At 42.6% G+C, this 26,202-nt stretch carries 25 protein-coding genes and 1 pseudogene; 9 read left to right on the top strand and 17 right to left on the bottom strand.

The window, feature by feature from the left end:
* Positions 1-41 precede the first annotated feature (41 nt).
* Entirely contained in the window at positions 42-644 is a 603-nt protein-coding gene (locus ID165_RS23825) for a hypothetical protein (RefSeq protein ID WP_144603957.1), read from the top strand.
* Between the two features lie 8 nt (positions 645-652).
* Here ID165_RS23825 and ID165_RS23820 read toward each other — a convergent pair whose 3' ends face one another.
* Positions 653-1,468, bottom strand: coding sequence for a LytTR family DNA-binding domain-containing protein (locus ID165_RS23820; RefSeq protein ID WP_144603958.1), 816 nt, complete (start codon positions 1,466-1,468; stop codon positions 653-655).
* Positions 1,469-1,574: 106 nt separating this feature from the next.
* Here ID165_RS23820 and ID165_RS23815 point away from each other — a divergent pair, with 106 nt between their 5' ends.
* Together ID165_RS23815 and ID165_RS23810 are read left to right on the top strand one after the other, a co-directional pair.
* Positions 1,575-1,964: a hypothetical protein gene (locus ID165_RS23815; protein WP_144603959.1), complete on the top strand. Its 390-nt coding sequence runs from the start codon at positions 1,575-1,577 to the stop codon at positions 1,962-1,964.
* 40 nt (positions 1,965-2,004) lie between these two features.
* Entirely contained in the window at positions 2,005-2,610 is a 606-nt protein-coding gene (locus ID165_RS23810) for an RNA polymerase sigma-70 factor (RefSeq protein ID WP_144603960.1), read from the top strand.
* Here the strand turns inward: ID165_RS23810 and ID165_RS23805 are convergent.
* Positions 2,597-3,826 carry a Shedu immune nuclease family protein gene (locus ID165_RS23805; protein WP_144603961.1) on the bottom strand — a complete coding sequence of 410 codons (1,230 nt, stop codon included), beginning with the start codon at positions 3,824-3,826 and terminating at the stop codon, positions 2,597-2,599. The genes ID165_RS23810 and ID165_RS23805 overlap by 14 nt on opposite strands.
* Positions 3,827-3,958: 132 nt before the next feature.
* Here ID165_RS23805 and ID165_RS23800 point away from each other — a divergent pair, with 132 nt between their 5' ends.
* The 4 genes from ID165_RS23800 to ID165_RS23785 all read left to right on the top strand — a co-directional run bounded on the left by ID165_RS23800 (position 3,959) and on the right by ID165_RS23785 (position 11,072).
* Complete coding sequence (locus ID165_RS23800) at positions 3,959-4,897, top strand: FecR family protein (protein ID WP_144603962.1); 939 nt, start codon at positions 3,959-3,961, stop codon at positions 4,895-4,897.
* A gap of 259 nt (positions 4,898-5,156) precedes the next feature.
* Complete coding sequence (locus tag ID165_RS23795; protein ID WP_144603963.1) at positions 5,157-8,855, top strand: SusC/RagA family TonB-linked outer membrane protein; 3,699 nt, start codon at positions 5,157-5,159, stop codon at positions 8,853-8,855.
* Between the two features lie 19 nt (positions 8,856-8,874).
* Complete coding sequence (locus tag ID165_RS23790) at positions 8,875-10,236, top strand: RagB/SusD family nutrient uptake outer membrane protein (RefSeq protein ID WP_144603964.1); 1,362 nt, start codon at positions 8,875-8,877, stop codon at positions 10,234-10,236.
* A gap of 8 nt (positions 10,237-10,244) precedes the next feature.
* Positions 10,245-11,072, top strand: coding sequence for a trypsin-like serine protease (locus ID165_RS23785; protein WP_144603965.1), 828 nt, complete (start codon positions 10,245-10,247; stop codon positions 11,070-11,072).
* Here the strand turns inward: ID165_RS23785 and ID165_RS23780 are convergent.
* From ID165_RS23780 to ID165_RS23745, 8 genes are all read right to left on the bottom strand, one after another.
* Positions 11,069-12,109, bottom strand: coding sequence for a hypothetical protein (locus ID165_RS23780; protein ID WP_192347894.1), 1,041 nt, complete (start codon positions 12,107-12,109; stop codon positions 11,069-11,071). The two genes, ID165_RS23785 and ID165_RS23780, sit on opposite strands and share 4 nt — an antisense overlap.
* A gap of 54 nt (positions 12,110-12,163) precedes the next feature.
* On the bottom strand, positions 12,164-12,379 hold the full coding sequence (locus ID165_RS23775) for a hypothetical protein (RefSeq protein ID WP_144603967.1): 216 nt from the start codon (positions 12,377-12,379) through the stop codon (positions 12,164-12,166).
* 225 nt (positions 12,380-12,604) lie between these two features.
* Complete coding sequence (locus ID165_RS23770) at positions 12,605-13,045, bottom strand: MauE/DoxX family redox-associated membrane protein (RefSeq protein WP_144603968.1); 441 nt, start codon at positions 13,043-13,045, stop codon at positions 12,605-12,607.
* 109 nt (positions 13,046-13,154) lie between these two features.
* The gene (locus ID165_RS23765; RefSeq protein ID WP_144603969.1) at positions 13,155-14,105 is read right to left on the bottom strand and encodes an AraC family transcriptional regulator; all 951 of its coding nucleotides are present in this window, start codon (positions 14,103-14,105) and stop codon (positions 13,155-13,157) included.
* A gap of 11 nt (positions 14,106-14,116) precedes the next feature.
* Positions 14,117-14,914: a sensor histidine kinase gene (locus ID165_RS23760; RefSeq protein WP_144603970.1), complete on the bottom strand. Its 798-nt coding sequence runs from the start codon at positions 14,912-14,914 to the stop codon at positions 14,117-14,119.
* The gene (locus tag ID165_RS23755) at positions 14,904-15,557 is read right to left on the bottom strand and encodes a hypothetical protein (protein WP_144603971.1); all 654 of its coding nucleotides are present in this window, start codon (positions 15,555-15,557) and stop codon (positions 14,904-14,906) included. The genes ID165_RS23760 and ID165_RS23755 overlap by 11 nt, the downstream gene beginning before the upstream one ends.
* Positions 15,558-15,573: 16 nt before the next feature.
* A complete protein-coding gene (locus tag ID165_RS23750; RefSeq protein WP_192347893.1) occupies positions 15,574-16,077 on the bottom strand; it encodes a hypothetical protein in 504 nt (167 codons plus the stop codon).
* 7 nt (positions 16,078-16,084) lie between these two features.
* Positions 16,085-16,786 carry a response regulator transcription factor gene (locus tag ID165_RS23745; RefSeq protein WP_144603973.1) on the bottom strand — a complete coding sequence of 234 codons (702 nt, stop codon included), beginning with the start codon at positions 16,784-16,786 and terminating at the stop codon, positions 16,085-16,087.
* Between the two features lie 363 nt (positions 16,787-17,149).
* Here ID165_RS23745 and ID165_RS23740 point away from each other — a divergent pair, with 363 nt between their 5' ends.
* Together ID165_RS23740 and ID165_RS23735 are read left to right on the top strand one after the other, a co-directional pair.
* Positions 17,150-17,986: an RteC domain-containing protein gene (locus ID165_RS23740; protein WP_192347892.1), complete on the top strand. Its 837-nt coding sequence runs from the start codon at positions 17,150-17,152 to the stop codon at positions 17,984-17,986.
* A gap of 27 nt (positions 17,987-18,013) precedes the next feature.
* On the top strand, positions 18,014-18,268 hold the full coding sequence (locus ID165_RS23735) for a YciI family protein (protein ID WP_144603975.1): 255 nt from the start codon (positions 18,014-18,016) through the stop codon (positions 18,266-18,268).
* Positions 18,269-18,443: 175 nt separating this feature from the next.
* On the opposite strand, the gene ID165_RS23730 is transcribed toward ID165_RS23735, so the two are convergent.
* The 7 genes and pseudogenes from ID165_RS23730 to ID165_RS23700 all read right to left on the bottom strand — a co-directional run bounded on the left by ID165_RS23730 (position 18,444) and on the right by ID165_RS23700 (position 26,189).
* The gene (locus tag ID165_RS23730; RefSeq protein ID WP_192347891.1) at positions 18,444-19,457 is read right to left on the bottom strand and encodes a hypothetical protein; all 1,014 of its coding nucleotides are present in this window, start codon (positions 19,455-19,457) and stop codon (positions 18,444-18,446) included.
* A 289-nt stretch (positions 19,458-19,746) separates the two neighbouring features.
* On the bottom strand, positions 19,747-20,592 hold the full coding sequence (locus ID165_RS23725) for an RteC domain-containing protein (RefSeq protein ID WP_225586886.1): 846 nt from the start codon (positions 20,590-20,592) through the stop codon (positions 19,747-19,749).
* A 77-nt stretch (positions 20,593-20,669) separates the two neighbouring features.
* Positions 20,670-22,733 carry a copper-translocating P-type ATPase gene (locus ID165_RS23720; RefSeq protein ID WP_192347890.1) on the bottom strand — a complete coding sequence of 688 codons (2,064 nt, stop codon included), beginning with the start codon at positions 22,731-22,733 and terminating at the stop codon, positions 20,670-20,672.
* 18 nt (positions 22,734-22,751) lie between these two features.
* On the bottom strand, positions 22,752-23,333 hold the full coding sequence (locus tag ID165_RS23715; protein WP_192351742.1) for a DUF2911 domain-containing protein: 582 nt from the start codon (positions 23,331-23,333) through the stop codon (positions 22,752-22,754).
* Positions 23,333-24,046, bottom strand: a complete 714-nt coding sequence (locus ID165_RS23710) for a PepSY domain-containing protein (protein WP_192347889.1) — start codon at positions 24,044-24,046, stop codon at positions 23,333-23,335. Before ID165_RS23710 ends, ID165_RS23715 begins: the two co-directional genes overlap by 1 nt.
* Entirely contained in the window at positions 24,043-25,356 is a 1,314-nt protein-coding gene (locus ID165_RS23705) for an APC family permease (RefSeq protein WP_192347888.1), read from the bottom strand. The genes ID165_RS23710 and ID165_RS23705 overlap by 4 nt, the downstream gene beginning before the upstream one ends.
* 144 nt (positions 25,357-25,500) lie before the next feature.
* A pseudogene (locus ID165_RS23700) lies at positions 25,501-26,189 on the bottom strand (VIT family protein).
* Between the last annotated feature and the right edge of the window lie 13 nt (positions 26,190-26,202).

Genomic DNA, 26,202 nt, shown 5'->3' with positions numbered 1-26,202 from the left:
CGCGTGATTCGTGAAAAATCAAATTAAGAAAACTAAAGATTATGGGCATTCATTACAAGCAAGCGAATATTCACTGGAATTACTTTTTAGCCATTGAAAAGGACTTTGAAACACTTAGTCGTTACATTGAATTTACAGAATCAAACAATCAAGTATTCTCGATTGAATTGGCAAGACTCCTGATGTCAGCTACCCAAGAAACTGACGTAGTGCTGAAACAAATATGTCAATTGGTAAACCCTAAGGGGAAAGCTGAAACCATAAATGACTACAAAGAAGTTATCATTAATCATATTCCAGAATTCATCGGAGAATCAATTCACATCCATAGGTTCGGCATGAGCAGTATGCCGTGGGAAAATTGGGGTGGTAAAAGTAATCCGGATTGGTGGCAAGCAAATAATAAAATCAAGCATCAACGGGTAACACACTTTGAACTTGCTAACCTGAAGAATACGTTCAATTCTATTGGTGGCCTTTTAATTTCTATTCTGTACTATTATAACCAAATTCTCCGCAATGACAGGGGGGAAAGATTATCATGGAAAGAAACAACTAACGTGCTCAAGCCAAGCACCGCTCTATTCAGACTTCAAAATGATTATTATCAAGAACCCGGAGAATGGACTTCAATAGAATGGTGATCGACACTTTAACCCTCCGCCCATTCCCTAAATCCTTTTGCCCGCTTTTGGCTGATGATAATCCTGTCAGCGTATCCGGGCTGCACTATCAATTGTAGTTTGCCATTTTCTATGGGTTCAAAATATTCACAAGCATGCCGGTTCACAATTACTTGTCGGTTTGCCCGAAAAAATTTCTTAGCCGGTAACAGGCTTTGTACCTGGTCCAGTGATTGGGCAACCAGGAATTGCTCTCCTTCCAAGGTTCTGACATAGTTGTCTCCTTCATGGTGGAAAAAGTAGGCGATGGATCCAATGGGAAGTAAAATATTCTTTCCCGCTTTATGAACCAAAAAATCTGATTTCTCAACGGTTTCCAGCCTACCAGATGTTTTTGATCTCTGGTACATGTAATGCATGATGTAAAGTAGATTGACTAATCCTAGTAAAATAACCACCACAGGAAAATCATACTGAAGATAAACTGTATCCAGGATAAAGATCCCGTGAATGCCAAAATAGACTGCCGCCAGCAAATAAGCGATGATGGAGGGTATTACCAGGCCAAAAAGGAATTGTAATAAGCTACGCCTGTAGAGGTTTTCCAACCAATCATAGTTGGCATCCAGTTTCCCATTGATATAATGAACAATGCTGAGCAGGATGAATGCAATTAAAAAACTCCCAGCCAAAGAGGTGTAGTATTCCGGGTCCAGTAGCAATTCAAAAATATGATACTGTTCTCCAAATGAAACCAGGAAATGAGCACCCACAAGGGAGGCAGCCATCCGAACAAGGAGAATTCTAGATGGGAACTGATATGTAACAACACGTTCGGAATCCATTGACGCGCACTTTTCAGGGTGTTATGTCTTTCGGTTTAACCTATCGGCAGATATTATCGTACAACTAACTTACGAATTTTCAATTCTAACTCCAACTACCCGTACTATGACGCAAGAACCTTTCACTTCCGCAGGTGTACAACAGAAAATTTCCGACCTGTATGCTTTGCCCGATAACCAATTAAACGATGAAGCAGCCTTGGTAAGAGCTGATTTCCCAACATGGCTCAAGGATAATTTTATCCTGAGCAATGCACAGGAAACTTACCTTGACAATATTGATGCCCAATTTATTGGGTCAGCCGCTTGTGATACTGCTACTGCAATGGAATTCAGGTTACCGATCACGCTGACAGAAACCGGCAGTACCTCAATAACTACCGCAAGGGCAAGTAAACTCATAAAAAAGAGAAAAAACATTACCATGGAATATTCAGAAACGGGAGGTGTGAGTGCCACCGGTTCATTGGATTTCGAAATAATTTACGCCAGTTGATTTGCGGCTTAGGCTGATTTTGTTTTAATTGACTCCCCTAATGACTGGAAGCCAGGCTGATAACGACACTTGGCGCCTTATCCTTGAGGGAAATGAAGACGCCTTTACTGAACTCTACCTGGAATTCAGCCCGGTTATCAAGCGTCTATTGGTTTCTTATCTCAAGTCCGAACCTCTTGCAGAAGATCTGAGCCAGGAGGTATTTCTGCAATTATGGGAAGAGCGGAACAAGCTCGGGCCTATTATCACGCCCAAAGCATGGCTGGTAACCTGCGCCCGTCATAAGGCATTTAATTTCCTGAAAAGATGCGCGGTGGACCAGGCTGCCAAATCCGAAATTCTCCGAAGCTATCCTGTCAGCCACACGAGGCCCGATGAGGATTTAACTTTAAAGGATTACTTCTTATACATTGAGGCAACTTTTCAGCGCATGCCTGAACAAACGAGGCGAATCTTTAAAAAATGCAGAGAGGAATATAAAACCTACGATGAGGTAGCTGCTGAATTGAACATAACCAGGGATGCGGTCAAAAAACACATGGTGAGGTCGATGAAAATACTGCGTGAAACTTTAGAAAGAGACCTGGGAATTACCTTGACCATTTACTGGGTGGTCGCAGTTTATTCCCCAACTATGCATTTCTAAGACTGTTTATGGTGAATTCCAATCGCCTGATCAGGTCATCATAGGTAAGAATATCGATCAGGTTTTTGTATTTCCTCCTGACGACCTCGAAATCAAGTTTTTGTTCAACATTGAGATCGTTGTCCCTTCCCATTATAATCATACCTGCCGGATTAGTGATTTTCAAAGAAAACCCTACCGGAAGTTCTTTTTTATATTTTTCTGTCAGTTCCTTTTCCCCCTTGTATGCCCAACGGTTTAAATGGTAGAGATATTTTTCTACCTGCATGATCGTCCCGGAAAGTTCCTTCTGCGGGATATAATTATTTCGGTATTCTCTATTAGATAGTATGGGAATATCATGAGGTTTCTTGATCTCAAGAATATCAATATTTCCGCCTGCGTCAACAAGCAGGAAATCAACCCTCCTATTCACGTCCGTCCGGATCGGTCCTTCAGTAAATGAAAAAATATACTTTGGGAAGAGCAAAAGGATAATCTGCAGAATTTCTTTTTGCCACTGGTTTTCTGAGTAACCCCTTTCCGAAGCCAGCATTTGTTTTATCTTATCCAATATAGTTTGATACTTTTGGAGTTCCTGTTTTTTAAACATTTTTTGGAGATCGGAACCTTTCCCGGAAATCTTTTTATTCAGGTACCGCTCATACTTTTTTGTTGCGTCTTCGACATTCTCAAAATATTGCCGGAGTATAGATGTCAACCTGGACCTTGCGTACAACTTCTTCTCCCAGGTATTCGGGAAATTCCGGATGAGCAATAAAAAATCCTTCAAAGGCAAAGCATTGGGATGAAACCCTCCTATATACAGGTCCTCGGATAAGAATTTAAATATGGTATCGAATACTGAGATATTGTTATCCGCAACGAAGTACTTAACATCTAATTCCAATTCAGTTGAAATGAAAATGCTAAATTCTTCAACAAGTACCCCTTTTGTAATTTCGTAGTAATTACATCTATCTTCACCCAAAGAATATTCGACAACTGTTCCCAATACGAACTCAATCGTACCCTCATTCTCATTGAAAAGATCATCCTCGATGAATTCATCTTCGTCAGATTTACTATAAACATCTTCAGGCTTGAATTTAAAAGTGCGTTTAAGCAAAACATCTTCACCTTCTTCAATGCGTTCAATGGCCCATCTTTCGTTACCAGCACGATCTGGCGTATATGACAGGATCAATTTTGAATCAAGTGAATAGAATTTGATCATTTTCAGAAATTCATTAGAGTAGGTGAAAGTAAAGTGCCTGTTTAAAACTTAACACCTTTTTTTTAAAAAATTTCAGTCTCAGGGGTACCCTGTATGGTAGTCATAATTGTCTTCCAATAGAATCCCTGGGACATGAAAGACCGAATCAACAAAGACCTGCTGGTCAAAAGGTACATCGAAAACAAAGCCACTGAAGAAGAATTGGCCGTTTTCTTCCATATCCTGGAAAAAGGAGAACTGGATGAACAATTATCCGAACAAGTTCTTCTCAATGAAAGAGTTGCCCATCACCCCAAGCAGGTATCCGGTAAAACCGGCACCCGAAGGATGTACGGCCGGATATCTGCGGCAGCTTCCCTAGTACTTATTTTAGCACTTGGCTACCTATTCAGAACTGAATTGACAGAATTTGTTAATCCAGCCGATACTTTAACCCTACACACCTCACCAGGAGAGCGGAAACATATCCTGCTTGTGGATGGAACGGAAGTCTGGCTCAGTCCCGGAAGTACCCTGAGCTATCCTGATAGATTCCAGGGAAATTATCGCTCTGTAAATTTAACAGGCGAAGCCTTTTTTGATGTAAAATCAGATAAGGAGCATCCCTTTATTATTCTTTCCGATAATGTTGTGACGAAGGTACTCGGTACGGCCTTTAACATTACCGCATTCCCGGACGAAGAAAATATTACCGTGACACTGCTGGAAGGTTCCGTGGCATTGGAAGTGGGGGATAGCGGGAAAACAATTCCCTTAACGCCCAATCAAAAAGGCGTGTACTCAAAAGCGGCACAAACTTTACAAACACTTCCGGACCCCGAAGCACAAAAATTTCTCGACCGGAGGAAAGGTATATTTCAGTATGAGGGTGCCTTACTTTCGGAAATCAGCCATGACCTCATTCGTCAATATGGAGTACAGATATTTATTGATAAGCAGGTAGCGGACGTACGATTCAGAGGGAGATTGGACAGCAACCAGGAAATTGAAATTTTCCTGGACAAACTTGCCATGGTAACCAATACCAAATGGGAACAAAGTGGCAACCAATACATTATCAAACCCAATTAAGCACATGAATAAACCCAAATAGAACCTTCTTCATATGGTTAAATAGACTGTTTAGTTGATATCAGTCAACAGCTCATTAACTGTCAGGATACTGTCCTGGCAGTTTCTAAGGTGGGAAACAAGCAAGGATTTTCCCCCAGAAAAAGAAACTCCCTTACCACGGGCATGGCAAGGGAGTGACATTAAGCAGTATTTACCGTGGCGGTATTTCCAACCTAGAAATCAGCGATACCTCCACATCACTTAACGCAATAAAAGTATGAAAAAAAATCTACTCCCCCATGCAATAGGTGCATGGACCGGGACCGGGCATATCCCCAATGCGGGGCTACCCGAAGTACCCGGAAAGTATGAGCAACACACTTCGCTACAGCGAATAATGCAGTCGCTCATTTGGTTAATCCTCAGGTTTATGAGATGGTCAACCGTCATACTCGGAATTATCTGCTGTTCAGCAGCCACGTTGATGGCCATACCTTCCAACGGACAATCCCCCCTTGATAAAAAGGTAACGCTTTCCCTGGCAAAAGCCCCATTGGCCACAGCACTAAAGGAGCTTGAAACAAGCAGCGGAATTCCCCTGGTGTACGGAGGCGAGGTGTATTCAGGAAATTATGTCCTTAGTATATCAGCCCGGGATTGGCCTGTAAGAAAAGTACTTGATCATTTCTTTAAAGAATTACCCTTTAATTATAAAGAGTCTGACGGGGAGATCCTGGTCACTTATAGTCCTCAGCAGAAAATCCCGCTTGCTAAGCCAATACCTGAAGCCCCTGATATCAATGACTTTCAAACAGAGGTTTCAGGAACCGTGACAGACAGTCTTGGGCAGGCGTTAATTGGAGTTACTGTTCAAGTGAAAGGTAGTAGCTCAGGGACAGTTACAGATGCAGATGGTTATTTTATTCTGCGGGAAATCCCTGATAATTCAATACTTGTTTTTCGGATGGTAGGGTACCAAACCCAGGAGGTAGAAGTAGGAAATAGTACTCAATTGAAAATCACACTTAAGGAAAGCATCTCACAATTGCAGGGTGTAACTGTAAGTACCGGCTACGAGACAATTCCATTGGAAAGAGCGACAGGTTCATTCTCAATTGTAGATCAGGAATTGTTCAACAGGCGGGTTTCTCCTGATGTCCTCAGCAGGATTGAAGGGGTGACAAATGGTGTGCTGTTTAATCGAAGCAGTACAGGAGCCCCCAGCATTTCCATCAGGGGGAACAGTACTATTTATGGTAACGCATCACCGTTGATCATCCTGGACGGGTTTCCTTTTGACGGGAGGTTGGAAGATATTAATCCCAATGACATTGATCAGGTCACAGTATTAAAAGATGCCGCCGCCGCATCGCTTTGGGGAACAAGGTCAGGTAACGGCGTCATCGTCATCAATACCAGGAAAGGCAAACTACACCAACCTTTAAGAATTGAGATTAATAGTAATGTCACAGTTGGGGCGCGTCCGGATTTAAATTATAAACCCATGGTATCCTCATCAGCTTTTATCGAAATGGAGCGGGAGTTATTTCAAAGCAGTTTCTATCGTGGTGAAGAAACAAATACGTTCACCCGGCCGCCGCTTTCTCCTGTTGTAGAATTATTAATTGCTCAAAGAGATGGGCTAATAAGCGAGAGTGAGGTGAATACACAATTGAGCCAGTTCCAGGAAATTGATGTCCGGGAAGAGTTCGACAGGTACTTCCAGAGAAACAGTTTATCACAGCAATATGCTTTTAATGCGTCGGGGGGCAGTGCTGCCGTGCGTTACTACTTTTCAGCGGGATACGACCGGAACCTGTCAAACCTTGTTGGCAATCATTCGGAAAGGTTGACACTCAGCTCCCAAAATACCTTTTCCTTATTCAAGGGATTATCCCTGCAAACAGGACTGATGTATATTCAGAACAAAGGGGCGATTAATAACCCTGGTTACGGAATGCTCAATTCTTCTACCGGGACAAAGGGTTTATATCCATATGCGAGATTAGCCGATAATGACGGCCAGGCATTGCCTGTGGCATGGGGATACAGAACCCCTTTTACCGAAGAAGCGGAAAGCGCGGGTTTACTCGACTGGTCCTATTATCCTCTAGGTGATTTACAACAATCCAATAATAGGCAGAAAGCTGATTACATCAGGGTTAATACCGGGCTCAATTACCAGATTCTTCCCGGGCTGAAAATTATGGCCAGTTACCAAATGGAGAGTAGTGTTGACCGTAATACTGATCTCAGGAACCAACAGATGTATGAAACCAGGAACCTGATCAACAGGTTTACCCAAACCAATGAAGATGGCACATTGTCCAGGCCTGTTCCGGAAGGGGAAATATTGTCCACTTTTACAAACACCTTGATGGGACATACAAGCCGGGTTCAATTGGATTTTTATAAAAACATCAATCAGCGCCATGAAATAACGGCGTTAGGAGGTTTTGAAGTTAAGGAAACTCAAAGAAACGGAGATACATTCACTCTTTACGGTTACAATCCTTCCAGGCTGACCAGCCAGGCTGTTAACCATAATACTCTTTATAAGTTATACAATTCAACCATTTTTACCGACAATATTCCCAGTCTACGGACGATTACTGATCTCACTGACAGGTTCAGGTCTTATTACAGTAATGCTTCTTACACCTACCTTGGAAAATACACTTTCTCCGCCAGTGCCAGAATGGATGAATCCAATTTATTCGGGGTTGCAGCCAACCAGAGAAGGGTTCCGCTCTGGTCTTCGGGATTTAAATGGCTTATCACAGGAGAACCATTTCTGAATTCAGATGTAATAGATCAATTAGTATTGCGAAGCACCTACGGGATCAACGGCAATATTGACAAATCAGTAACCGCATATACAACAGCCAACAGCTCTATTGATTTTAGTACCTTATTGCCCACTTCCGATATCATTAATCCACCCAACCCCGATCTCAAATGGGAACGGATAGCGATCTTCAACATAGGAACTGATTTTAGTATTTTTAATGGTAGGATTTCAGGCAGCCTGGAATGGTACCAAAAAAAGGGTAGTGACCTGCTCGGGTTTATTGAAGCGGACCCAACCACCGGTGTATTGCGGTATAAGGGAAATGTGGCTTCAATCAAAGGAAATGGATGGGACGTCCAGGTGCAAACGGTGAACATCAATAAAAGCGTGCAATGGAATACCAGGCTCCTATTCAGTTACGTAAAAGACGAGGTAACGGATATCAATCTCGGCAGCATCCTCAGAGGCAATACTATCACACAGCAACAGGCGGCATTTGCCGGTTCTCCAATTAATATTATTCCTGTCCAGGGACGACCCGTGTACGGGATGTATAGTTATCAATTCGCGGGGCTTGACGCCGAAAACGGCAACCCGCTTGGCTACCTGGATGGTATGATAACGGATAATTACAGTGCACTCAGGAGCACAACGGACCTTTCCAACCTTATTTTCCACGGCAGCGCCAGGCCCACCTATTTCGGCTCTATCATGAATGATGTCAGTTGGAAACAATTCAGTCTATCTATGAATGTAATTTATAAGCTGGGATATTTCTTCCGAAAGGGTACAGTTGATTTCACAGCAATCAGCAGAAACTGGAATGGACATGTAGATTTTGAGCGTCGTTGGCTTCAACCCGGCGATGAAACGACCACTAATATACCTTCCCTTCCCATGTTGGCTAACACTGCCAGGAATGATTTTTACCAGTACACAGACATTACAGTTCTTAATGCCTCTCACGCCAGGTTACAAGACATTCGCATTAGCTATCGCTTCCCGTCTGGTTTAACCGCCGGAACCGGGCAAATGCCTGTGGAATTATACCTCTATATGAACAATGTCGGTATTATATGGAGGGCGAACCGGGAAAAGATTGACCCGGACTATGTGCCTGTAAACAATGCTACAGCATTACCATTACCACGCACTATCGCAGCAGGCTTTAGAATAGCTTTCTGATCAACTTAAACCTAATATCATGAAAACTCACAGAATCCTAATATACATGACGGTTATCATTCTGTTCTCCTGTTCCGGGGAATGGCTGGAGGAACGCCCCAACAAGGCATTGGTGGTACCTGAGGATATAGCAGATTATGAATTACTGCTAAACAATCCGAACAACTTTAATTTATTTCCTTCCTTCGGACAAATATCTTCTGACGATTATTACATACCGGACGAGGCTTTTTCTTCAGTGAGTAACCAATTTGAAAGAAATCTATATCTCTGGGTAAAAGAAGATGTATATGCCGGCAGGCCTTCAAATGACTGGTACGTGCTGTACAGAACGGTTTTTGTCGCCAATACAATTATTGGAGGTGTGGAAGAAAATTTCACAGAATCCGAGGCCGAAAACTGGAACCAGATAAAAGGTGCGGCCCATTTTCATAGGGCAAGGGCCTTTCTACAGGCCGCTGATTTATTTGCACCTCCATATAAGTCATCCGAAGCAGCAATTACTCCCGGCATTCCGCTCAGGCTTAATCCGGAAGTTAGCGAGGTTTCAAGCCGGGCAACTATGGAAAGGACATACGATCAGATTGGTGAAGACCTGGAAATTGCCATTGCTCTGCTACCAACAAGTGTTTCTATTAAAACCAGGCCTTCAAAAGCCGCAGCCTATGGATTGGCGGCCAGGTATTACCTGGTATTAGGGGATTATCATTCAGCCTTGGAAGCAGCGAACAATGCCCTGGAAGTTAATAGCACCTTACTGGATTACAACCTGATCAACAGTGGGGGAAACGCTCCTTTCACGAGATTTAATGATGAAGTCTATTTTGATGCTGCACTGGCCAACTATTCTATTTTATCCAGCTCATTTAGCCTGGTGGATACATCACTGTATCAATCTTATGAAGATGGCGATATCAGGAAAGAGGCTTTTTTCAGATTGGGCCCGATGGGCATGATGTTTAAAGGGACTTATAATGGCAATAGAGGGCCCGGAAGCTTGTTTGGTGGCATCACCACCGCTGAAATGTACCTGGTAAAAGCCGAATGTGAGATAAGGACCGGAAACCTTGAATCCGGAATAGCTGTACTAAACGCTTTGGTTGTCAACCGTTACCGGTATGAAGAATTCAAGCCTTTAAAAGCAGAAACCGTCAAAGATGCCATTCTGATGGTCATAGATCAAAGAAGAAAAGAGCTGGCGTTCCGAGGCCTTCGTTTCTCCGATTTACGCAGGTTCAACCAGGAGCCTGATTTTGCAGTATCCATTTTCAGGTATTTTGAAGATCAGGTATATGAATTACCCCCCAATGACTTCCGGTACACCTTACCTATCCCCGATGAAGTTATTTCAGCAACAGATATGGTTCAAAATCCAAGATAATCGTACTTATGAAAAAATACCTTTTATTACTTTGCCTGCCTTTGGTTATGGCAGGTATATTCAGAGATGATGTAAATGAGCGGGAGTATTTAAAACTTGCTAAAGAGCCTCAATTCGATTGTGTGGGGCGTATTGTAAGCTCAACAGGAAAAAGAGGTGGTTCCTGTACCCTGATAAAAGAAGATTATGTCTTGACAGCGGGGCATATTGCACTTTTCAAGGATGAAAAGGTCAGAAGCGGTGAAACCGAAATTTTCATAGAATTTAATGAAGAGAAATACGCCGTAGCTGAAATTTTTATACACCCTTACTTTCATATAGACTCCATCAGGACGGATTTAGCGGTACTCAGGCTTTGCCACCCCGTGAAAGGCATCGCCATTCCAAAATTAAATCAAAGTTTACAAGAAGTAGGAAACATCGGTTACGGGGTCGGGTTCGGAGCGTCCGGCCCTGCTAAACCAAGAGGGCTGGTTGAGTTTTATGATAAGAAAATCGCCGGAATGAACATGATTGATACCCTTAGCGAAAACAGGGACCCTGATACAGGAGCCTTTCTGGCATTCTGGACAGATTTTGACAGTCCCCATGATCCGGATTCTTGTAATATTATGGGAGACAAAGAGCCCTTACCTCTCGAATACACACCTACCGGAGGGGACAGCGGCGGAGGCATGTTTATTATTAAAAATGATGAGTACCTACTGGCGGGTGTTTGTAGTTCTTCAGGATATGACAAGCTCAGGGCTGAAGACAGGTACGGTACATCTGCGGGCTGGATGAGGGTATCCGTCTATTACGACTGGATACAAAGTATCATTAACCCGGGCGCTTAATGTACAAGTCTATACATGATGATCTTTGTTCTGGTGCAGGCCAGGAGCAGGTCGGAGTGGATCAATATTTTCCTGATCCTTTCACCTTTATCCTGCTTCAGATAAAAGCTACCTTTGTATTGACCTGTAGTCAGGGCATAGGTGTCAATTGGGAGCATTCCTGAACCGGATGCCAGGCTGTCGTTAGAAGCATAAATATTGGAACCGATATATAGTGTCCCTTTAAAAGCTGTAGTCATGGAAGTTACTCTTTCCGGCACTCCTTCATAGGTATATGCGCTTCCTGTTTTAGTGACCCGGGCGCCTATACCTTCCCTTTGGTCAATTGTCTTGGCTGCATATTTTAATTTCAGGTTAGTATCCAGGGAAAGAAACCCATTTTGATAAAGAAAGGCATAAGTTATGGTCGAGGTATAAGGGTCATAGGAAAATACGCCATCCTGTAATAAGCCGGCATCCTGGTAATCATCGTGAAAACTGTATTCCTGAAGGGCGGCTCCGTCCTTCAGGTTAATTTTCTGTAGTGTTTGGGTTTTACCCGCCCCGCTGATCCCCCGGGCAATCAAAATGTCATTTTTGAGTAACAGGGTACGAGAAATGGCATTAGGTAAAGTTACCTCATGGCAAATTGGCTCATTGTTAATAAGGACATGGTTAAAGTCGTTATGGGCCTTAGTCGCGATGAAGAACATTTCACCCTCGAGGTAATGTGAATGGAATTTATTGGTACTGAAATATGGATTCACTGTTGCGCAATCAATTATCTCTATCGAATCTCCTTGAAAGGGAGCTTTTATGAATTTACCCGGTTTCGATGTCCTGAGGTATATCCCCGTGCTGTCACACCCAGAAATATCAAAAATATCCTCAGTTACATCATGTTGAAACAACAACTCAGGGTAGGCCTTTGCAGGATACCTGGTAAAAGCTTCAACGGGCTCAGCACTCAATTTCATTTTCAGCAGGAAATAAAAGATGAGAAAGAACAACAGGCAACCTATTGTAGCAATTGCAAATAATTTTGTGGATCTGGTCATAAAAAAATAATAGCGGTGCTTCGGATTTCCGAAGCACCGCAGTGAAAAAAATAATTAAGGACGCAGGTCCCCTTGTTGGTAGTCCACAACCTGTCCACCTACTATAACCGCACAGCAGATTTCGTCAGGATTGAAGTCGCATAATGTTTGACTGGTACAAGGATCTGTAGGTCCTGCAACCACAGGGCTGGTTGCCACAGCAGTTCCGATACCCATTAGCAATGCGAATACCATCAAAGAAAAACGGGATTTTAAAGCAGTCTTTTTCATACTTAAAAGTTTAGAATGTTTGAAAATAAATACTACCCTTGGTTTCTATTTTAAAACTTCAGAGCGGTTAAACCATGCCTGCTTATATTTTCAGTCAGAAGATGGCAGGAAGTTCATCAGTGACTGGTTTTCATCTTTTAGAAGGATCGCGTAGTTACTGGGCAGCACCCGCCCTGGGTTACTCTTCCATTAAGATGAAATATGTTTTTATAGTGCTAAGCACTTCTATTCCTTTTTCCTGTTTAAAAAAAATTCTTTGTTAATAAGTGTCATTCGGATACCCCAAACGGACAAGCCTATAAAGAAGAGGTTAAATATTATATGGCTGTCCCAGGATAACCCTTCCAGTATCCCTCCACAACTACAAGGAACATAACTGCTATGCCGGGTGATTACAAATAAGTATATAGTGAAAGCAGACATCAGGAGAAATGAGCCGATTAAACCCATCAACCTGAATACCGGAACCGTGAGTAAAACAGCCAGGATAATTTCCACGCCAGGAACCAAAACTGCAAGTAAAGCTGCATTGTCTCCAAGTACAGGGGATTTTGTCAACTGGACGCTGAAAACCTCGAAGTCGAGTAATTTGCTCACAGCGGCATAGATCCAAAGAAGGATATACAAGGCTACGATTACTTCAATTATTCTATTACGGACAGGCATACAATTTTTTTAAGTTGCTATTGCAAATCTAAATCCAGCCTTTTCCAGCCCGTATTGCCATTCCTCTCAAAATCAGATGGCCATTCCTGTATTTTTCATGTGTCCATTTTTAGCAATTAAACGACTTCCTGAATTCAGTTGGTGTTGAACCAGTATGCTTTTTGAAGACCTTTAAAAAACCGGATAAGTCCTCAAACCCCAATGCCAAGGCTATAGTGCCAATCCTGGAATTTGATTTCAACAAATACTCCTTTGCTATTTCCACCCGCTTATGCTGAATAAATTGATAAGGGCTCATACCCAATTGCTGTTTAAATAGGCGGTGTACTTCACTTTTACTTTTATGACAGTACCTCGCCAGTAATTCAATGTTCAACGGCTGGTCAATATGGCTTACTATGAACTTTACAAGTATGGAAATATCGTCTTTGATTTCATGATGTTTCCGAAGGTATCTTAACAGAAGCCTTCCGGCAATATGGCTGAAGTGCCTTTGAGAAGCCGCTGTATCTTTTTCAGACCAAAGTAATTCCATCAGGTCCGCCCGGTCATCCTGTGTTATTTGGCCTGCTATGTAAAGTGATATTTGAGATTTTTTTGGAACAATACTAGCCAGCAATTGCTTTAATCTCAGTTTGTTCCCGATGATTGTTTTGAGGTAGTCAGGATCAAAGTTAAGGTGTATGTTATGATAGGTTCCGGGGATAAATGAAACCGGATGTCTCAACCGGGAAATATAAAAAAGCCTGTAATTCCCTTCTTCCACAGGATCTCCACGAAACCCCGGGATTTTGCCGGATGGGTTGCCTTTAATCATAAAATTCAGTAGGATAGTTGGTCGTAAATTTTCCAATATCAGATTGCAGGCTTCATGGATAAAAAAATGATGCTGCCATACCACGATATCCTTTTCCCCGATATACTGGGACAGTATCCACCCAAACTTCCCTTTAGTTATATAGGCCTTGGCCGAAGGCAGTAGCAGGTACCTGCTTTCCTGGGGCAGGTCCATATGCTTCGCCTCAAACACTTCACCAGGTGAACCAATATAAAATAGCATAGTGTGGATGTTTACGTCATTGGACTTTTCAGTTTTTTAGTGGGTTGTATATTCAATTCCCGGGTATTGAATAAGATTTCGCACCCCTCACCCATATGGGTAATTATCTGAAGTTCGCCTTTCAGGGAATTGGCCCTGCTCATCATATTTTTAAGCCCGTTTCGCTCCAAGGCTAAAGCTTCATTGAGTTCAAACCCTTTTCCATTATCTCGAATGATTAATGTAAACTCCACTAACGACACATGAAGACTGATATCAATCCGTTTGGCTGAAGCATGTTTTAATATATTATGCACTGCTTCCTGGGCAATCCGGTATACGACTAATTCCTTATTGGGGTCCGCAGGCTTGCCGCTTCCCGTAATATCCAGGTTCACTTCGATCTCTCCCGAGTTCCGAATATGCTCGATATCCTCCTGGATCTTAAAGTATAAGCCATGCCTCTTGATATACTCACTGTTCAGGGAGTTACTGATATTATGGGTATAGAACAGGACTTTTTCAGAAAGCTGGCCTGCGGAGAAGAGCAGTTGTTCCCGTTCTACTTCATTGGTTACTTTCCTGGCCCTTTGAATCGTCATATTCAACAGGTAAGTCAATTGACCGATATTATCATGGACTTCTTTTGCAATCTGGCTCATAGTACGTTCTCCTTCCTCCAGGTTGGCCGCTAATAATTGCTCTCGCTCCAGGTAATAGTTGTTTAGCCTTTTTCGGGCAGCAACAACAATTCCTATAGCCATCATGACGAATGCCGTAAAGAGGATACTTAAACCTACGGCAAGTGCTAATATTCCTTTACTTTCCATAAGTTGGGTTTAACCGGTTATAAAAAATAAATACCAATGTGAAGCCGAGGTTGGCCAGCACCCCACATATCCATATATATACCGCCAGCAAATACACGCTTCCGCTTAATAGGTCTGCTAAAAAATCATAAAGGGAAAAATTGACTAAAGTCAGGCTGTTAAACAGTACCAGGATCAGCACCAGCCAGAAATGTACTGATCTGTAGGTGTTGACGTAGCCTTCTTTCAGCAATAGCTCTGTGTATAGGAGAATACCTAACAATAACACCAGCACTGCCTGGTAAGTAAGATAGAAGGTGTTGGTTTTCCCCAGTGGTTCGAAATAAAGTGCATTCACTATGCCGAGTATGATGCTGGCTACTGCCAGGTAAATACCCAGGTGTATTTTCCTGAAGCAGTAAATACTAAAATTAAAGTACAGGCAAATCAAGGCCATTTGCAGCCAACCTGATACATTGTAAATAGCCAGATTGTTTTGATAGCGAATGGCCGAAAAAGTTGCCACGCATTCCACAGCAAACACAAACCCCAGCAGAACAGAAAATATTCTGCTGGGTAAATCCAGAGTCTTCCACCTGAGAAGGCTTATCCCAAAAGGCAACAATGAAAACAACAAGACAAAAACGATACCTGCATAATACATAAAAGCTTCAGTTGGTCTAATTAGTTGGAAAAGTAGGTGAACCCGCAGCACCCGGCGGGCAAATCGGGGGACAAAAAGTGGCCTTATTTAAAGCAGTGCTACCTGGATAAAGAATGTAATCCCCATCCTCATCATACCCAGCTATGATGATGGTCAATGCACCGGTCTGATACCCGGCATTTACCCCCTGGTTTCCACTATTGATATAATCCAATGAATGCGCGAACATCAGTTTAACATGGGTGATATCCCCGCTACTTGCCATATCATTGAGGTAGTACCGCAATGGTTCGGCATCAAAAATCAGGGATTGGATCTTGGTTGTATCGGTGCTGGCATTGATGCTTGTGAGGTAACTGTTGATCATTTTATTCGCCGAATCCAATGGGATGGCTGACTCTGTCGGAAATGCAGATTGTAAATTACCTGACGCATTGCTCCCGGTAGAGGAATCACTTTGAGCAGGTTCGCAAGCCATCAGAAAAATGGTAACACCTAAAAAAATCTTGTACTTGTTCATATATACTTCAGTTTTTGGTTTTAATGATTGGTACAAAGTCGTCCCGGTCTATATGAATATCCAGGCAATAGATGCCTGTTTGAACGGCATACATGACCAGGCCGGGCCTGCTTTTTAAGTTGAGTTTATTACATACCCGTTCACGGTAGCTTTCTACTGTTTTATAGGTGGTTTCCATTTGCTCTGCTATTTCGTTATAGCTTAGTTCGGAACAACAAAGGCGGATAAATTCCAATTCTCTTGGGGATAGGTTTTGTGATTTCAGCGATTTGGAATGTGCAAGGTGAAATACCGCACTGTCCGCCCATTCTGAATAGTAATAGCCGTCCTGGTAAATGGCATACAATGCGGTTTTGATCTCCTCGATTTCACAGGTTTTCTTCAAAAACCCATTGGCTCCTGCCAGGATCATCCGGATAATATAATTAGTGTAGTTGTAGGTACTAAGAGCCAGCACTTTGATTTCAGGCCACTTTCGTTTCAATTGCCCGGTCAGGGTAAACCCATCCATAGAAGGCATTGCGATATCGACAATACAGATATCCGCTTGCTGCTCCGCTTTCGCTAATTCTTCTAAGAGTTCTTTCCCATCCCCGGCTGAGGTCACCACCTTAAATCCACCCAGGCTTTCTAAAAGTGAAATAGTTCCTCTCCTCGTAACCGCATGATCATCGGCTAAAGCAATTTTTATTACTTGAGTTTCTGTCATTGTGTAAAAGTAAATCACCCGAACTAAGCAAAGTAGGGGTAAATCACCCACAAAAATTTGTGGGTGATTTACCCCTACTTTTTTTGAAAAAATTTACAGGTCAGGGATTTGGCAAAAAATCAACCCGAAAAAAAGCAGGATGACATTAATAGTAATATTTTTACTATAGCATCCTTCCTATCCCGGAGGTGTTCCTGGTAATTCGCTGCCGCTATACACTACCTCAAGTTGAGTTTTTATACTTCACCCTGAAAAATCCATACCCTGTCGTTTCCTGCTGGCTGGCATAAGGTAAGTTCTACTATGCGCTGATAAATTTGACCATGCCAAACATCAGGCATTTACTCACCAAAACCATGTGTGATGAAAGAGTTTGCGGAAAGGTTACTAGATGAAATGCACAGGGAGTTAAGCCAGTTAGCGCTTAACACCACTCATGAGCTTCAAAGGACTGAACAGTCCTTCCAGATTGCCGAATCAGCGATGCAGCAATTGAAAGCTTACATGAAAGACTATGAATTTCAGAGCGTCCAGGAGGAAATCCTGTTCTTCAAGGAAATCAAACCACAGTTTCAGCGGGAATTGATTTACTACTGCGAGCTGATGTATATAGATGCCAACAAGCCGGTTGGCTCCAAAAAATGCATGATCAAATACTATCACCAGGTAATGGAGCAGATCCAGGCTTTCTTCGGAAGAAACCACTTGTTGTATACTTACTACCGCATGGGACGTTCGGACCAGGACGAACTTTTATATGTCCGGGAAACAGACTGTGTCCCTTTGATCCCGGATTATTCCCTGGATTTTGACAGCAGCTTCACTACTATCAACAGCAGTAAACTTGGTAAGATTATGGCCTTTGAACGGGTATGCGAATACCTAACCCAAACTATCCAGGCACTTGAATACGGAGTCCCTGTCATTCCAGAACAAAAATCTAAGCACCTTTGGACGGAATCCAAGGCCGCCCTGATTGAACTCGCCTATGCTTTACATTCCAGGGGAGCAGTAAATAATGGTAAATGTGACGTGAAAGCGATTATCAATTCACTGGAGCAGCTGTTCAATGTCGAAGTCGGGAATTTCTACCGTACCTTCCAGAGTATGCGTATCCGCAAAAAGAACAGGACCTCTTTTTTGGACAATCTGAAGTTAAGCCTGGAAAAACGTATGGATGAGACGGATTTGGAGTATTGAAACAGGGAGATTGCTTATCTTTAGTTGATGAAATACTTCATACTTACATATACCACTGTTGAGGATTACATAGAACGAAGAATGCCTTTCAGGGATGTTCACCTGGGTCTTGCTGCTGAATTTCAGCAAATGGGGGTGTTGATCATGGCCGGGGCTCTTAACCCTGCGGATAAAGCGGTTTTGGTTTTCCAATGTGACGATGAGTCGCTGGTAGAAGAATTTGTTTCAAGAGACCCCTATGTTAAAAACGGGTTGATTACCACTTGGGAAATCAGGGAGTAGAAGGTGGTTGTGGGAGGATAAAAAAGTATTTTATACAATATTGAACAAATTTTAATTATCCGATACATTCACTTCTCTCTTGCTTAATCTTATCAAATTTTGATTGAACAGCGAAGGTGTTACCGTTTGGTGAGTTTTATTCACAAGTCAAACCGAAGTTGGGAAAGATTTTTTCTTAAATGGGCTCTTTTTCAAATAATCCCCATGTTTTCCATAATGCTCCATAAGCGCACACGTGAGGATCGTTCCACCTTTTCCATGGTGCGGAATTACACCTTTGATCCACATTGACATTCGTCATGCAATAATGCTTCAAATCACACTTCTTTGTTCCGTATTCAAACAGGTTGAATATTTCCATAATTGCAGCAAGCCTGTCAGGTTGAATGTTTTTTTGAGCAATAGCTTGTGGAGGGTGAAACCAAGCATCACCATTGATATTCATCATTAAGGGTGTACCTAATTTGCTGAATACCTCAATGAACTTGGCTGAAGGCATAGTGGCTTGGCGAAACATCTCTAAAAACAAACCCGAGCTCTTCAGCCTTATTGATTCACCTTGTGATAAAATCTCATCTACCCAATTTTTTTCCGCCAAGTACACATCAGTAGTAAAGTAGCCACCTAATAGTTCTTTTGCTTTTTTAATCTGAGACTGAAAAATCTCAAACAGTGACTTTGAATCAGCCGATACATTGCGTAGAACAAAATCATATACATCTTTGGCATTTTCAGGCAAGTATTTTTGTGTCTTCATGATTTCGAGTATTGAAACAAAAGCTTCTCCGGAATGCATTGACATTAGAGATGCTTCACATAAAGCCAGTACGTTTTCCAAATTAGAGGCAAACTGAGGGTGAATGTGTGAAGCAACATATTCTGCTGCTTTATATGGCCATGATGGGTGATTGGTTACTCCAAAAAACTTTTCTTGCAAAATGTGAGCAATATTCTCCAAGATGCAAATCCCCCCAAATTGGAAGGTTTCGTTTGAACCGTTTAAGGTAAGATTTACTCTAATTTCCTTAGCATACTTCGAGAATGGGTCGGGAAGAAAAATATTAGAATCATGAATGGCCACAGAAAGAATATTAAGGTCCTGAACGCCAACTCTCAGATTCCCAGTTCCAAGGTATAGATTCTGTAGTTCGGCATTCAACTTTGAGTTAGCTCCACTTTGATCGATCAAAGGGATTTTTACTTTGATAAATTGATCTGTGGGAGTTCTAAATTGCTCATTATAGTACCTAAGGCGATTGGCAATAATCGAAGCATTTGTAACACCGAAGGTGGTGGTTAAATCCTGGAGAAAATGAATGTATTCATGGAAAAACGTAGATAAATGAGCCTTGCTAAGCCTATTGAGATCAGACAAATCACAATCAGCGTTCACTGTCAGTTTTAAAAAAGAGGGATTGTAGTAGCCTCTTGTCGTTTCGAGCTTATTGTCCATCTCTGAATATAATGAATTGATTGTGTTATTTCTCATCAGCTTCATCCATTCTACGGATAAGGCTTTCATGAAGTGAATCGAGGAATTTTGTCCTTCCTGTCTTTCTGATGCGGATTTCGAGGAAAGTGCGGTGGTATTGCCCTAAATCAACTCCAAAAGTGTCTTCCAAACATTTGGAAATTTCTTTCAAGTCTGCACTGCCATGGTTAAAGACTCCACGGGCATGGAGTGCGTACATTAGCTCAATCAGAGCTACTTTGGAGTCTGTCCATGTCATTTTCACTTTCGGTTCGACTTGTGATTTCCCGTTATTTAAATCTCTCAAGCTCAGCTTGTTCAACTCATCTTCCAGATAGACATTGAGCAAATCATTGGCAAGGATATTGGAAACCTTGAAATCGTGGCTAGTAGAGAAATCTGGATCGGTTTCAAAGAAGAAAGAGTCAAGCGTTAGTCTTATGTCCTGTTTGCCTCTGACAAAATATTTGTGATCCAGATAATTACTGTGGGTACGAAAGTAGCGGTAAAATTCCAAGTTGTTGTCGAAGTACCGTTTGAGCTTATCTAACTCATTTTGATAGTATTTACGTTTTACCTTGATTCCTCCGTTAGGTTTGTTGGTTTCAATATTGAATACGCTGAGGTGGTAGATGAGCTTACTAACGAATTTCGGTTTGATCTCCTTGAAAAAGTAGATTTCATCGGTTTGTGAACACAACCGATCACCCTTCAAATCATCTCTCAACTGATTAATTGCCTGAAGGGCTATTTGAAAGCTTTGCTCTGATTTTTTGAGAATGTTGTCCTCTTCCAGATCAATCATTCGAAGCTTATCTTCTAATTCTCCATATTTTAATAAATACTCCTCCAAATTTGAATTATAGAAAGTTTCTTATTTCGCATAGTATCTTAATAAAATCCCCTTCCACAGCGGAAGGGGGTATGGCCTCAGCTTATCATCTTCCTTTTCAGCAATTGCGCATTAATGGCCACAATGACCGTACTCAGGCTCATGAATACTGCACCTATTGCAGGACTGATCACCAGACCTGGAATAAAGCCTGTGGCCAGCGGCAATGCAATCGCGTTGTAGCCGGTAGCCCAAGCGAGGTTCTGGATCATTTTGTTGTAAGTGGCCCTGCCAAACAGTACCAGGTTGGCAATGTCTTTTGGGTTGCTGTTGACCAATATGATATCGGCTGTCTCGGCAGCCACATCGGTACCGGAACCTACAGCAATGCCCACATTGGCTTGTGCCAATGCAGGGGCATCATTTACCCCATCACCCGTCATAGCCACAAAGTGGCCTTCCTTCTGAAGCTTCTTGATAATCTCTACTTTTTGGTGTGGAAGCACCTCGCTATAGTAGCCATCCAGCCCAAGTTTATCGCTTACTGCTTTGGCCGTTTTCTCATTGTCACCAGTGGCCATATACAGTTTCATACCTTTTTCCCGAAGCGTTTCGATGGCCTTGGAGCTTTCTTCCCTGATCTTATCCGACAGGGCAATGAACCCAATAAGTTTTTCTTCCCTGAGGGCAAACACTATGGTTTCAGCTGCATCAGAGCCAGCTTTTTCTGGTATCTCTATTTTGTTTTCCTTCAGGTACCTTGGGCTGACCACCTTCCAGCTTTTCCCATCGATCTTGCCCTGAATACCCTTGGCCGTCAGCGATTCAAAATTTTCTACCTTTTTCAGTTTTAGTTTTGCCTCTTTCGCTGCTTTCACAATTCCCTGCGCTATGGGATGCTCCGATTGCTGTTCTAGCGAAGCGACAAATGACAAAAGCTCCTCTTTGGCTATGTCATCCGACAGACTCTCATGGCGGGAAACCCCAAACTTTCCTTCGGTCAACGTACCTGTTTTGTCAAACACCATTGCGGTAATCTTCCGGGCATTTTCAAAAGCAGTACGGTTACGGATCAGCAAGCCTTTTCCTGCTGAAACAGCAGTGGAAATGGCTACTACCAGCGGTATGGCCAAACCCAACGCATGTGGACAGGATATAACCATGACGGTCACCATTCGTTCCAATGCAAAATCTAAAGGCTTACCCAAGCTGATCCAGGTAAACAACGTAATAGTACCCGCACCAATGGCGATGAAAGTGAGCCATCTGGCGGCAACATTGGCCAGGTTTTGAGTTTTCGATTTAGCTTTCTGAGCTTCTTCTACCAGCGTGATCACTTTGTTGAGGTAGCTTTCTTTCCCGGTTTTGGACACCTTTACTTTGATCGACTGGCTGCCATTTACCGATCCGCCAATGACCTGGTCGCCTTTGGATTTTTTCACCGGCTTGCTCTCACCGGTGAGCATGCTTTCGTCCAGATGACTTTCTCCATCCACCACTGTGCCGTCCGCAGGTATTTTCTCATTGGCTTTTATCAGGATGATGTCTTCTTTTTTCAGTTCATCCACTTTGATGTCCTTGATTTGGTCTCCCTGTACCAGATGCGCCTCGGAAGGCATCATTTGCACCAGCAATTCAAGTGCCCTTGATGCTCCCATTACAGATTTCATCTCGATCCAATGCCCCAGCAGCATGATGACAATCAGTGTGACCAACTCCCAGAAAAAATCCATCCCTTCCAAGCCAAACACCACAGCCGAGCTGTACACATAAGCCACGGTAATGGCCACTGCAATCAGGGTCATCATGCCGGGGTTTTTGTCTTTCAGCTCGTCCCAAAGTCCTTTGAGAAAAGGCCAGCCCCCATAAAAGAAGACTATGGTGGAAAGCCCAAAAAGGACGTACTGATCACCGAAAAAGGTAAGCTCAAACCCCAGTAATTGCTGGATCATGTGAGATAATGCAAGGATTGGTACGGTGAGCACCAATGAAACCCAAAAACGCTTTTTGAAATCCTCGATCATCATGGCATGGTGGTCATGGTGTTCATGCTGATGGTCTGATTTGTTGTTGGTTTGATGATCTGATAATTGGGACTTTTTAGTCTCGCTACCATGCTCATGATGGTGATGCTTGTGATGATCGTGGTTATGCTTTTCCATGAGTAAAAATTTTAGTGGTTAATCTGTTTTAAAGGGAAGGGAAATACTGAGCTTTTCCCATGACATGCGGATAGCACCCGAGCCTTCACCCTTGTCTTCAATGGTATAAGTTAGCCGTTCTGAAAGCGGCATTTCCGTTTCTGCTGTTACCTCAAACCTGATGACATCATCTGCCTGATCGTAATCATCGGCCAGGTGCTGCTCCCAGTTTTTGTTTAGGATCAATGTCCAACGGTCCTGTCCGGGAATGGTAAAGAATGCATACTTCCCTTTTGGTATCGTAGTTTCTACGACCTGGATTGCTTTGGAAAATTCTATATTGGTGGCACTGTGTGCACCTGTCACCCAAACTTCGCCATAGGGTACCAAACCTCCCCAGATGACCCTTTCCCGCACTGCGGGTGAGTGGTACTTGATGGTAATGTGCGTATCACCCACATTGCCATGCGCTTCCTGAGGGATGCTCTTTTTCGAGTTGTCCGATTGCTCAGTAGGTGCTTTTTCCGGCTGATGGTGTTCGTGACCACCATTTTCACCTTTTTTGTTTTGGCAGGATACGATCAGCAATCCCAGTGCAAGTGTGTAAATCAGTTTGTTCATCATTTATTCTTTTTAAGTTTTGAAGTGGTTTTTAAGAAAGTTTTAGAGGATACTGCGTAAAGTGTAAAGCCTGATAGCACTGTAAATAGGCCAAAGACTGAAAATGCCCTGAGCAGCCAATTGTTAAAGTTGTCCCGCCCGGCATAATCCATGGTGTGGAACATCCAAAGAAAATCGAACCAACGCCAACGGCTGTGGCGTACCCGTTCGAAGTTGCCGTTACGGGCATCTACGTAGGCCGTAAGGTTTTCGGGATGCTCAAAGTGGACAGCCCAGGCTGGTAGCGGCCTGCCACGGTATTCATGATGGTTGTCGGTTTCAGTAATCCATTCTGTTTTCAGGATTTCCAGGTTTTTCACGAGATGGTTCTGTGCGATTTCGGCCGCCTCCGTTTCGGTTATGCCCTTTTTGATTTGCCCGGTCAGGGCATTGTAAAGCAGACTATCGTTGACCCAATAATGCGGTTGGTGATTGATGTAGCGAAGCTCAAGGGATGAAATACCAATCGTTGAATCCAATTGTGCCGGACTGATCAGGTTCCGGGGTGAATGGGTCGTGACATGCTCATGGTGGAACTGGTCTCCATGGATTTCGTCAATATCCGTCCAACTGAAATAGAGGCCGCTGACCGTCCACCCAATAAACTGAATGCCTATAAAAATCCCCAGATACCGGTGTATTTTTCGGATGTAGTAGTTTCTGTTTCGTTTCATTTTTGGGTAGATTTATCTGCTCGACTTAAGAACCATTTTTCACCTGCGAAAACTAGTAGCATCACAGATGCAGAAACAATAAGAACCAAAAGGTCAGATGATGCCTTGATCCATAAGAAAGCTGCCAATACGATGAAATCCAACACCATCGCTGTGAGTACAATTGTTCCATTGGCTTTCACCTCTTTCCTCAAATACTTATATACACCCCAATGAATAATGATGTCCATCACCAAATAAAAAATGGCTCCTATGGAAGCAATTCTGGACAGATCAAAGAAAATAGTCAGGATGATAGCGATAAACACCACATACACCAACATATGCTTCTGTATTCGGCCTGACATGCCCAAATGACTATGTGGAATAAGTTCCATATCTGTAAGCATAGCCGTCATACGAGAGACTGCAAAAATGCTGGCAATCACTCCCGAAATAGTAGCTATTATGGCAATAGCAACGGTAAAATGAAGACCAAAATCTCCAAAAGCAGGTCTGGCAGCTTCAGCAAGGGAGTAATCTTTGGCTTGAATAATTTCAGAGATTGTAAGGCTTGAGTTTACAGCGAAAGCAACCAGAAAATACACCACTGTGCATATCAACAAAGAAATAATAATAGACAGGCCAACATTTTTTTGAGGTTCTGTAATTTCGCCACCACTATTAGTTATTGTAGTGAATCCTTTGTAGGCCAAAATGGAAAGTGCTAAAGCCCCAATATAACTGGTTGCTGAATAATCAGTGTTTTTGATGGCTTGTGGTATCAACCCTTCCAGAGAAAAACCCACTGCCCAGAGAGCTCCTATGGCAAAAATCAGAATTCCGATAATTTTGATAAATGACATGAACTGTGATGACTTTCCTATCAGCTTGTTGCCAGATATGTTAATCAAAAAAGCGCTAACCAAAAGAGCAACACCCAATATGGGAATCCAAAGTTCCTTGTTTTCAACTTCGAACAGTTGTAGGGTATAAGAGCCAAAAGTTCTGGCAACCAGGCTTTCGTTGATTACCATGGATAGTGCCATTAATAATGATGCAGAAGCTGTTATGGTTGATTTACCATAAGCTTTTTTCAAAATCATGGCTATCCCCCCAGCCGAAGGATAAGTATTAGAAACTTTGATGTAGGAGTAAGCACTGAAGGCTGAAATGATGGCTCCCAAAACGAAAATGTAAGGAAACCAGGTCCCTGACAGTTCAGCCACCTGGCCCAATAATGCAAAGATTCCAGCACCGATCATTACACCAGTGCCTAAAGCAATTGATCCTAATAAACTTAAACTTCCTTTTTTATAACTTTCTTCCATAACTTCCTAATTAAAACATGACAGATAATCCGCCCCCTGCTCCGAAGCGGTTGTCATAGCTTGTCATCAGTGAAAAATTCTTAGACAGCATGTATTGTGCACCGGTACTCCATACAATTTCTTCTTTGTAATTTTGGCCAGCCTCTAGGCTGTTAACCCCATTGCAATCGTTCCCCAAAATGTAATCCTTACGATGGCTTTTCCAATGCTTGAGCCTCCTGTTTTAGCAGCTAATGCACCTAAAATTATAAGGAAAATTATTGCAAACGCATATAAATAATATTCCATGTTTTTTAAGGGAAGAAATACTGTTACGAAAAGAGGGAGAACAGCACCTGACGTAAATGCAGCACCTGATGCAAATGCGGCTTGTATGGGTCTAGCCTGACTTATTTCATTCAAACCTAGCTCATCTCTAACATGTGCCCCCAAGGCGTCTTTTCCAGTTAACTCCTGAGCAACCATAAGAGCTGTTTCCTTTTTTAACCCCCTTTTTTCATAAATTTCAGCCAAACGTCTTAACTCAGTTTCGGGCATATCTTTTAACTCCTGCTTTTCACGTTCTATATCTGCTTGCTCAATATCAGTTTGAGAACTCACAGACACGTATTCTCCGGCAGCCATGGATAAGGCTCCTGCAACTAATCCTGCAAGTGTTGCGAGTATAATTGGCGCACGAACTTCACTTGCTGCTGCCACACCAATCGCAAGACTTCCGTGGATAAAATCCCGTCATTGGCACCAATCACTGCTGCTCTCAACCAGTTACTGCGACTAATGAAGTGTGGTGCCAGGTAATTATCTGGTTCTATATTGGTTTTGATGGTTTTCATTTTCAATCCTCTT

The organism is Algoriphagus sp. Y33 (assembly GCF_014838715.1).
GTDB lineage: Bacteria > Bacteroidota > Bacteroidia > Cytophagales > Cyclobacteriaceae > Algoriphagus.
This window is presented reverse-complemented; position numbering and strand designations above follow the sequence as displayed.

Coding starts and splice junctions, on each gene's coding strand:
- ID165_RS23825 (WP_144603957.1), top strand. CDS start 42: ATGGGCATTCATTACAAGCAAGCGAATATTCACTGGAATTACTTTTTA.
- ID165_RS23820 (WP_144603958.1), bottom strand. CDS start 1,468: ATGGATTCCGAACGTGTTGTTACATATCAGTTCCCATCTAGAATTCTC.
- ID165_RS23815 (WP_144603959.1), top strand. CDS start 1,575: ATGACGCAAGAACCTTTCACTTCCGCAGGTGTACAACAGAAAATTTCC.
- ID165_RS23810 (WP_144603960.1), top strand. CDS start 2,005: ATGACTGGAAGCCAGGCTGATAACGACACTTGGCGCCTTATCCTTGAG.
- ID165_RS23805 (WP_144603961.1), bottom strand. CDS start 3,826: ATGATCAAATTCTATTCACTTGATTCAAAATTGATCCTGTCATATACG.
- ID165_RS23800 (WP_144603962.1), top strand. CDS start 3,959: ATGAAAGACCGAATCAACAAAGACCTGCTGGTCAAAAGGTACATCGAA.
- ID165_RS23795 (WP_144603963.1), top strand. CDS start 5,157: ATGAAAAAAAATCTACTCCCCCATGCAATAGGTGCATGGACCGGGACC.
- ID165_RS23790 (WP_144603964.1), top strand. CDS start 8,875: ATGAAAACTCACAGAATCCTAATATACATGACGGTTATCATTCTGTTC.
- ID165_RS23785 (WP_144603965.1), top strand. CDS start 10,245: ATGAAAAAATACCTTTTATTACTTTGCCTGCCTTTGGTTATGGCAGGT.
- ID165_RS23780 (WP_192347894.1), bottom strand. CDS start 12,109: ATGACCAGATCCACAAAATTATTTGCAATTGCTACAATAGGTTGCCTG.
- ID165_RS23775 (WP_144603967.1), bottom strand. CDS start 12,379: ATGAAAAAGACTGCTTTAAAATCCCGTTTTTCTTTGATGGTATTCGCA.
- ID165_RS23770 (WP_144603968.1), bottom strand. CDS start 13,045: ATGCCTGTCCGTAATAGAATAATTGAAGTAATCGTAGCCTTGTATATC.
- ID165_RS23765 (WP_144603969.1), bottom strand. CDS start 14,105: ATGCTATTTTATATTGGTTCACCTGGTGAAGTGTTTGAGGCGAAGCAT.
- ID165_RS23760 (WP_144603970.1), bottom strand. CDS start 14,914: ATGGAAAGTAAAGGAATATTAGCACTTGCCGTAGGTTTAAGTATCCTC.
- ID165_RS23755 (WP_144603971.1), bottom strand. CDS start 15,557: ATGTATTATGCAGGTATCGTTTTTGTCTTGTTGTTTTCATTGTTGCCT.
- ID165_RS23750 (WP_192347893.1), bottom strand. CDS start 16,077: ATGAACAAGTACAAGATTTTTTTAGGTGTTACCATTTTTCTGATGGCT.
- ID165_RS23745 (WP_144603973.1), bottom strand. CDS start 16,786: ATGACAGAAACTCAAGTAATAAAAATTGCTTTAGCCGATGATCATGCG.
- ID165_RS23740 (WP_192347892.1), top strand. CDS start 17,150: ATGAAAGAGTTTGCGGAAAGGTTACTAGATGAAATGCACAGGGAGTTA.
- ID165_RS23735 (WP_144603975.1), top strand. CDS start 18,014: ATGAAATACTTCATACTTACATATACCACTGTTGAGGATTACATAGAA.
- ID165_RS23720 (WP_192347890.1), bottom strand. CDS start 22,733: ATGGAAAAGCATAACCACGATCATCACAAGCATCACCATCATGAGCAT.
- ID165_RS23715 (WP_192351742.1), bottom strand. CDS start 23,333: ATGAACAAACTGATTTACACACTTGCACTGGGATTGCTGATCGTATCC.
- ID165_RS23710 (WP_192347889.1), bottom strand. CDS start 24,046: ATGAAACGAAACAGAAACTACTACATCCGAAAAATACACCGGTATCTG.
- ID165_RS23705 (WP_192347888.1), bottom strand. CDS start 25,356: ATGGAAGAAAGTTATAAAAAAGGAAGTTTAAGTTTATTAGGATCAATT.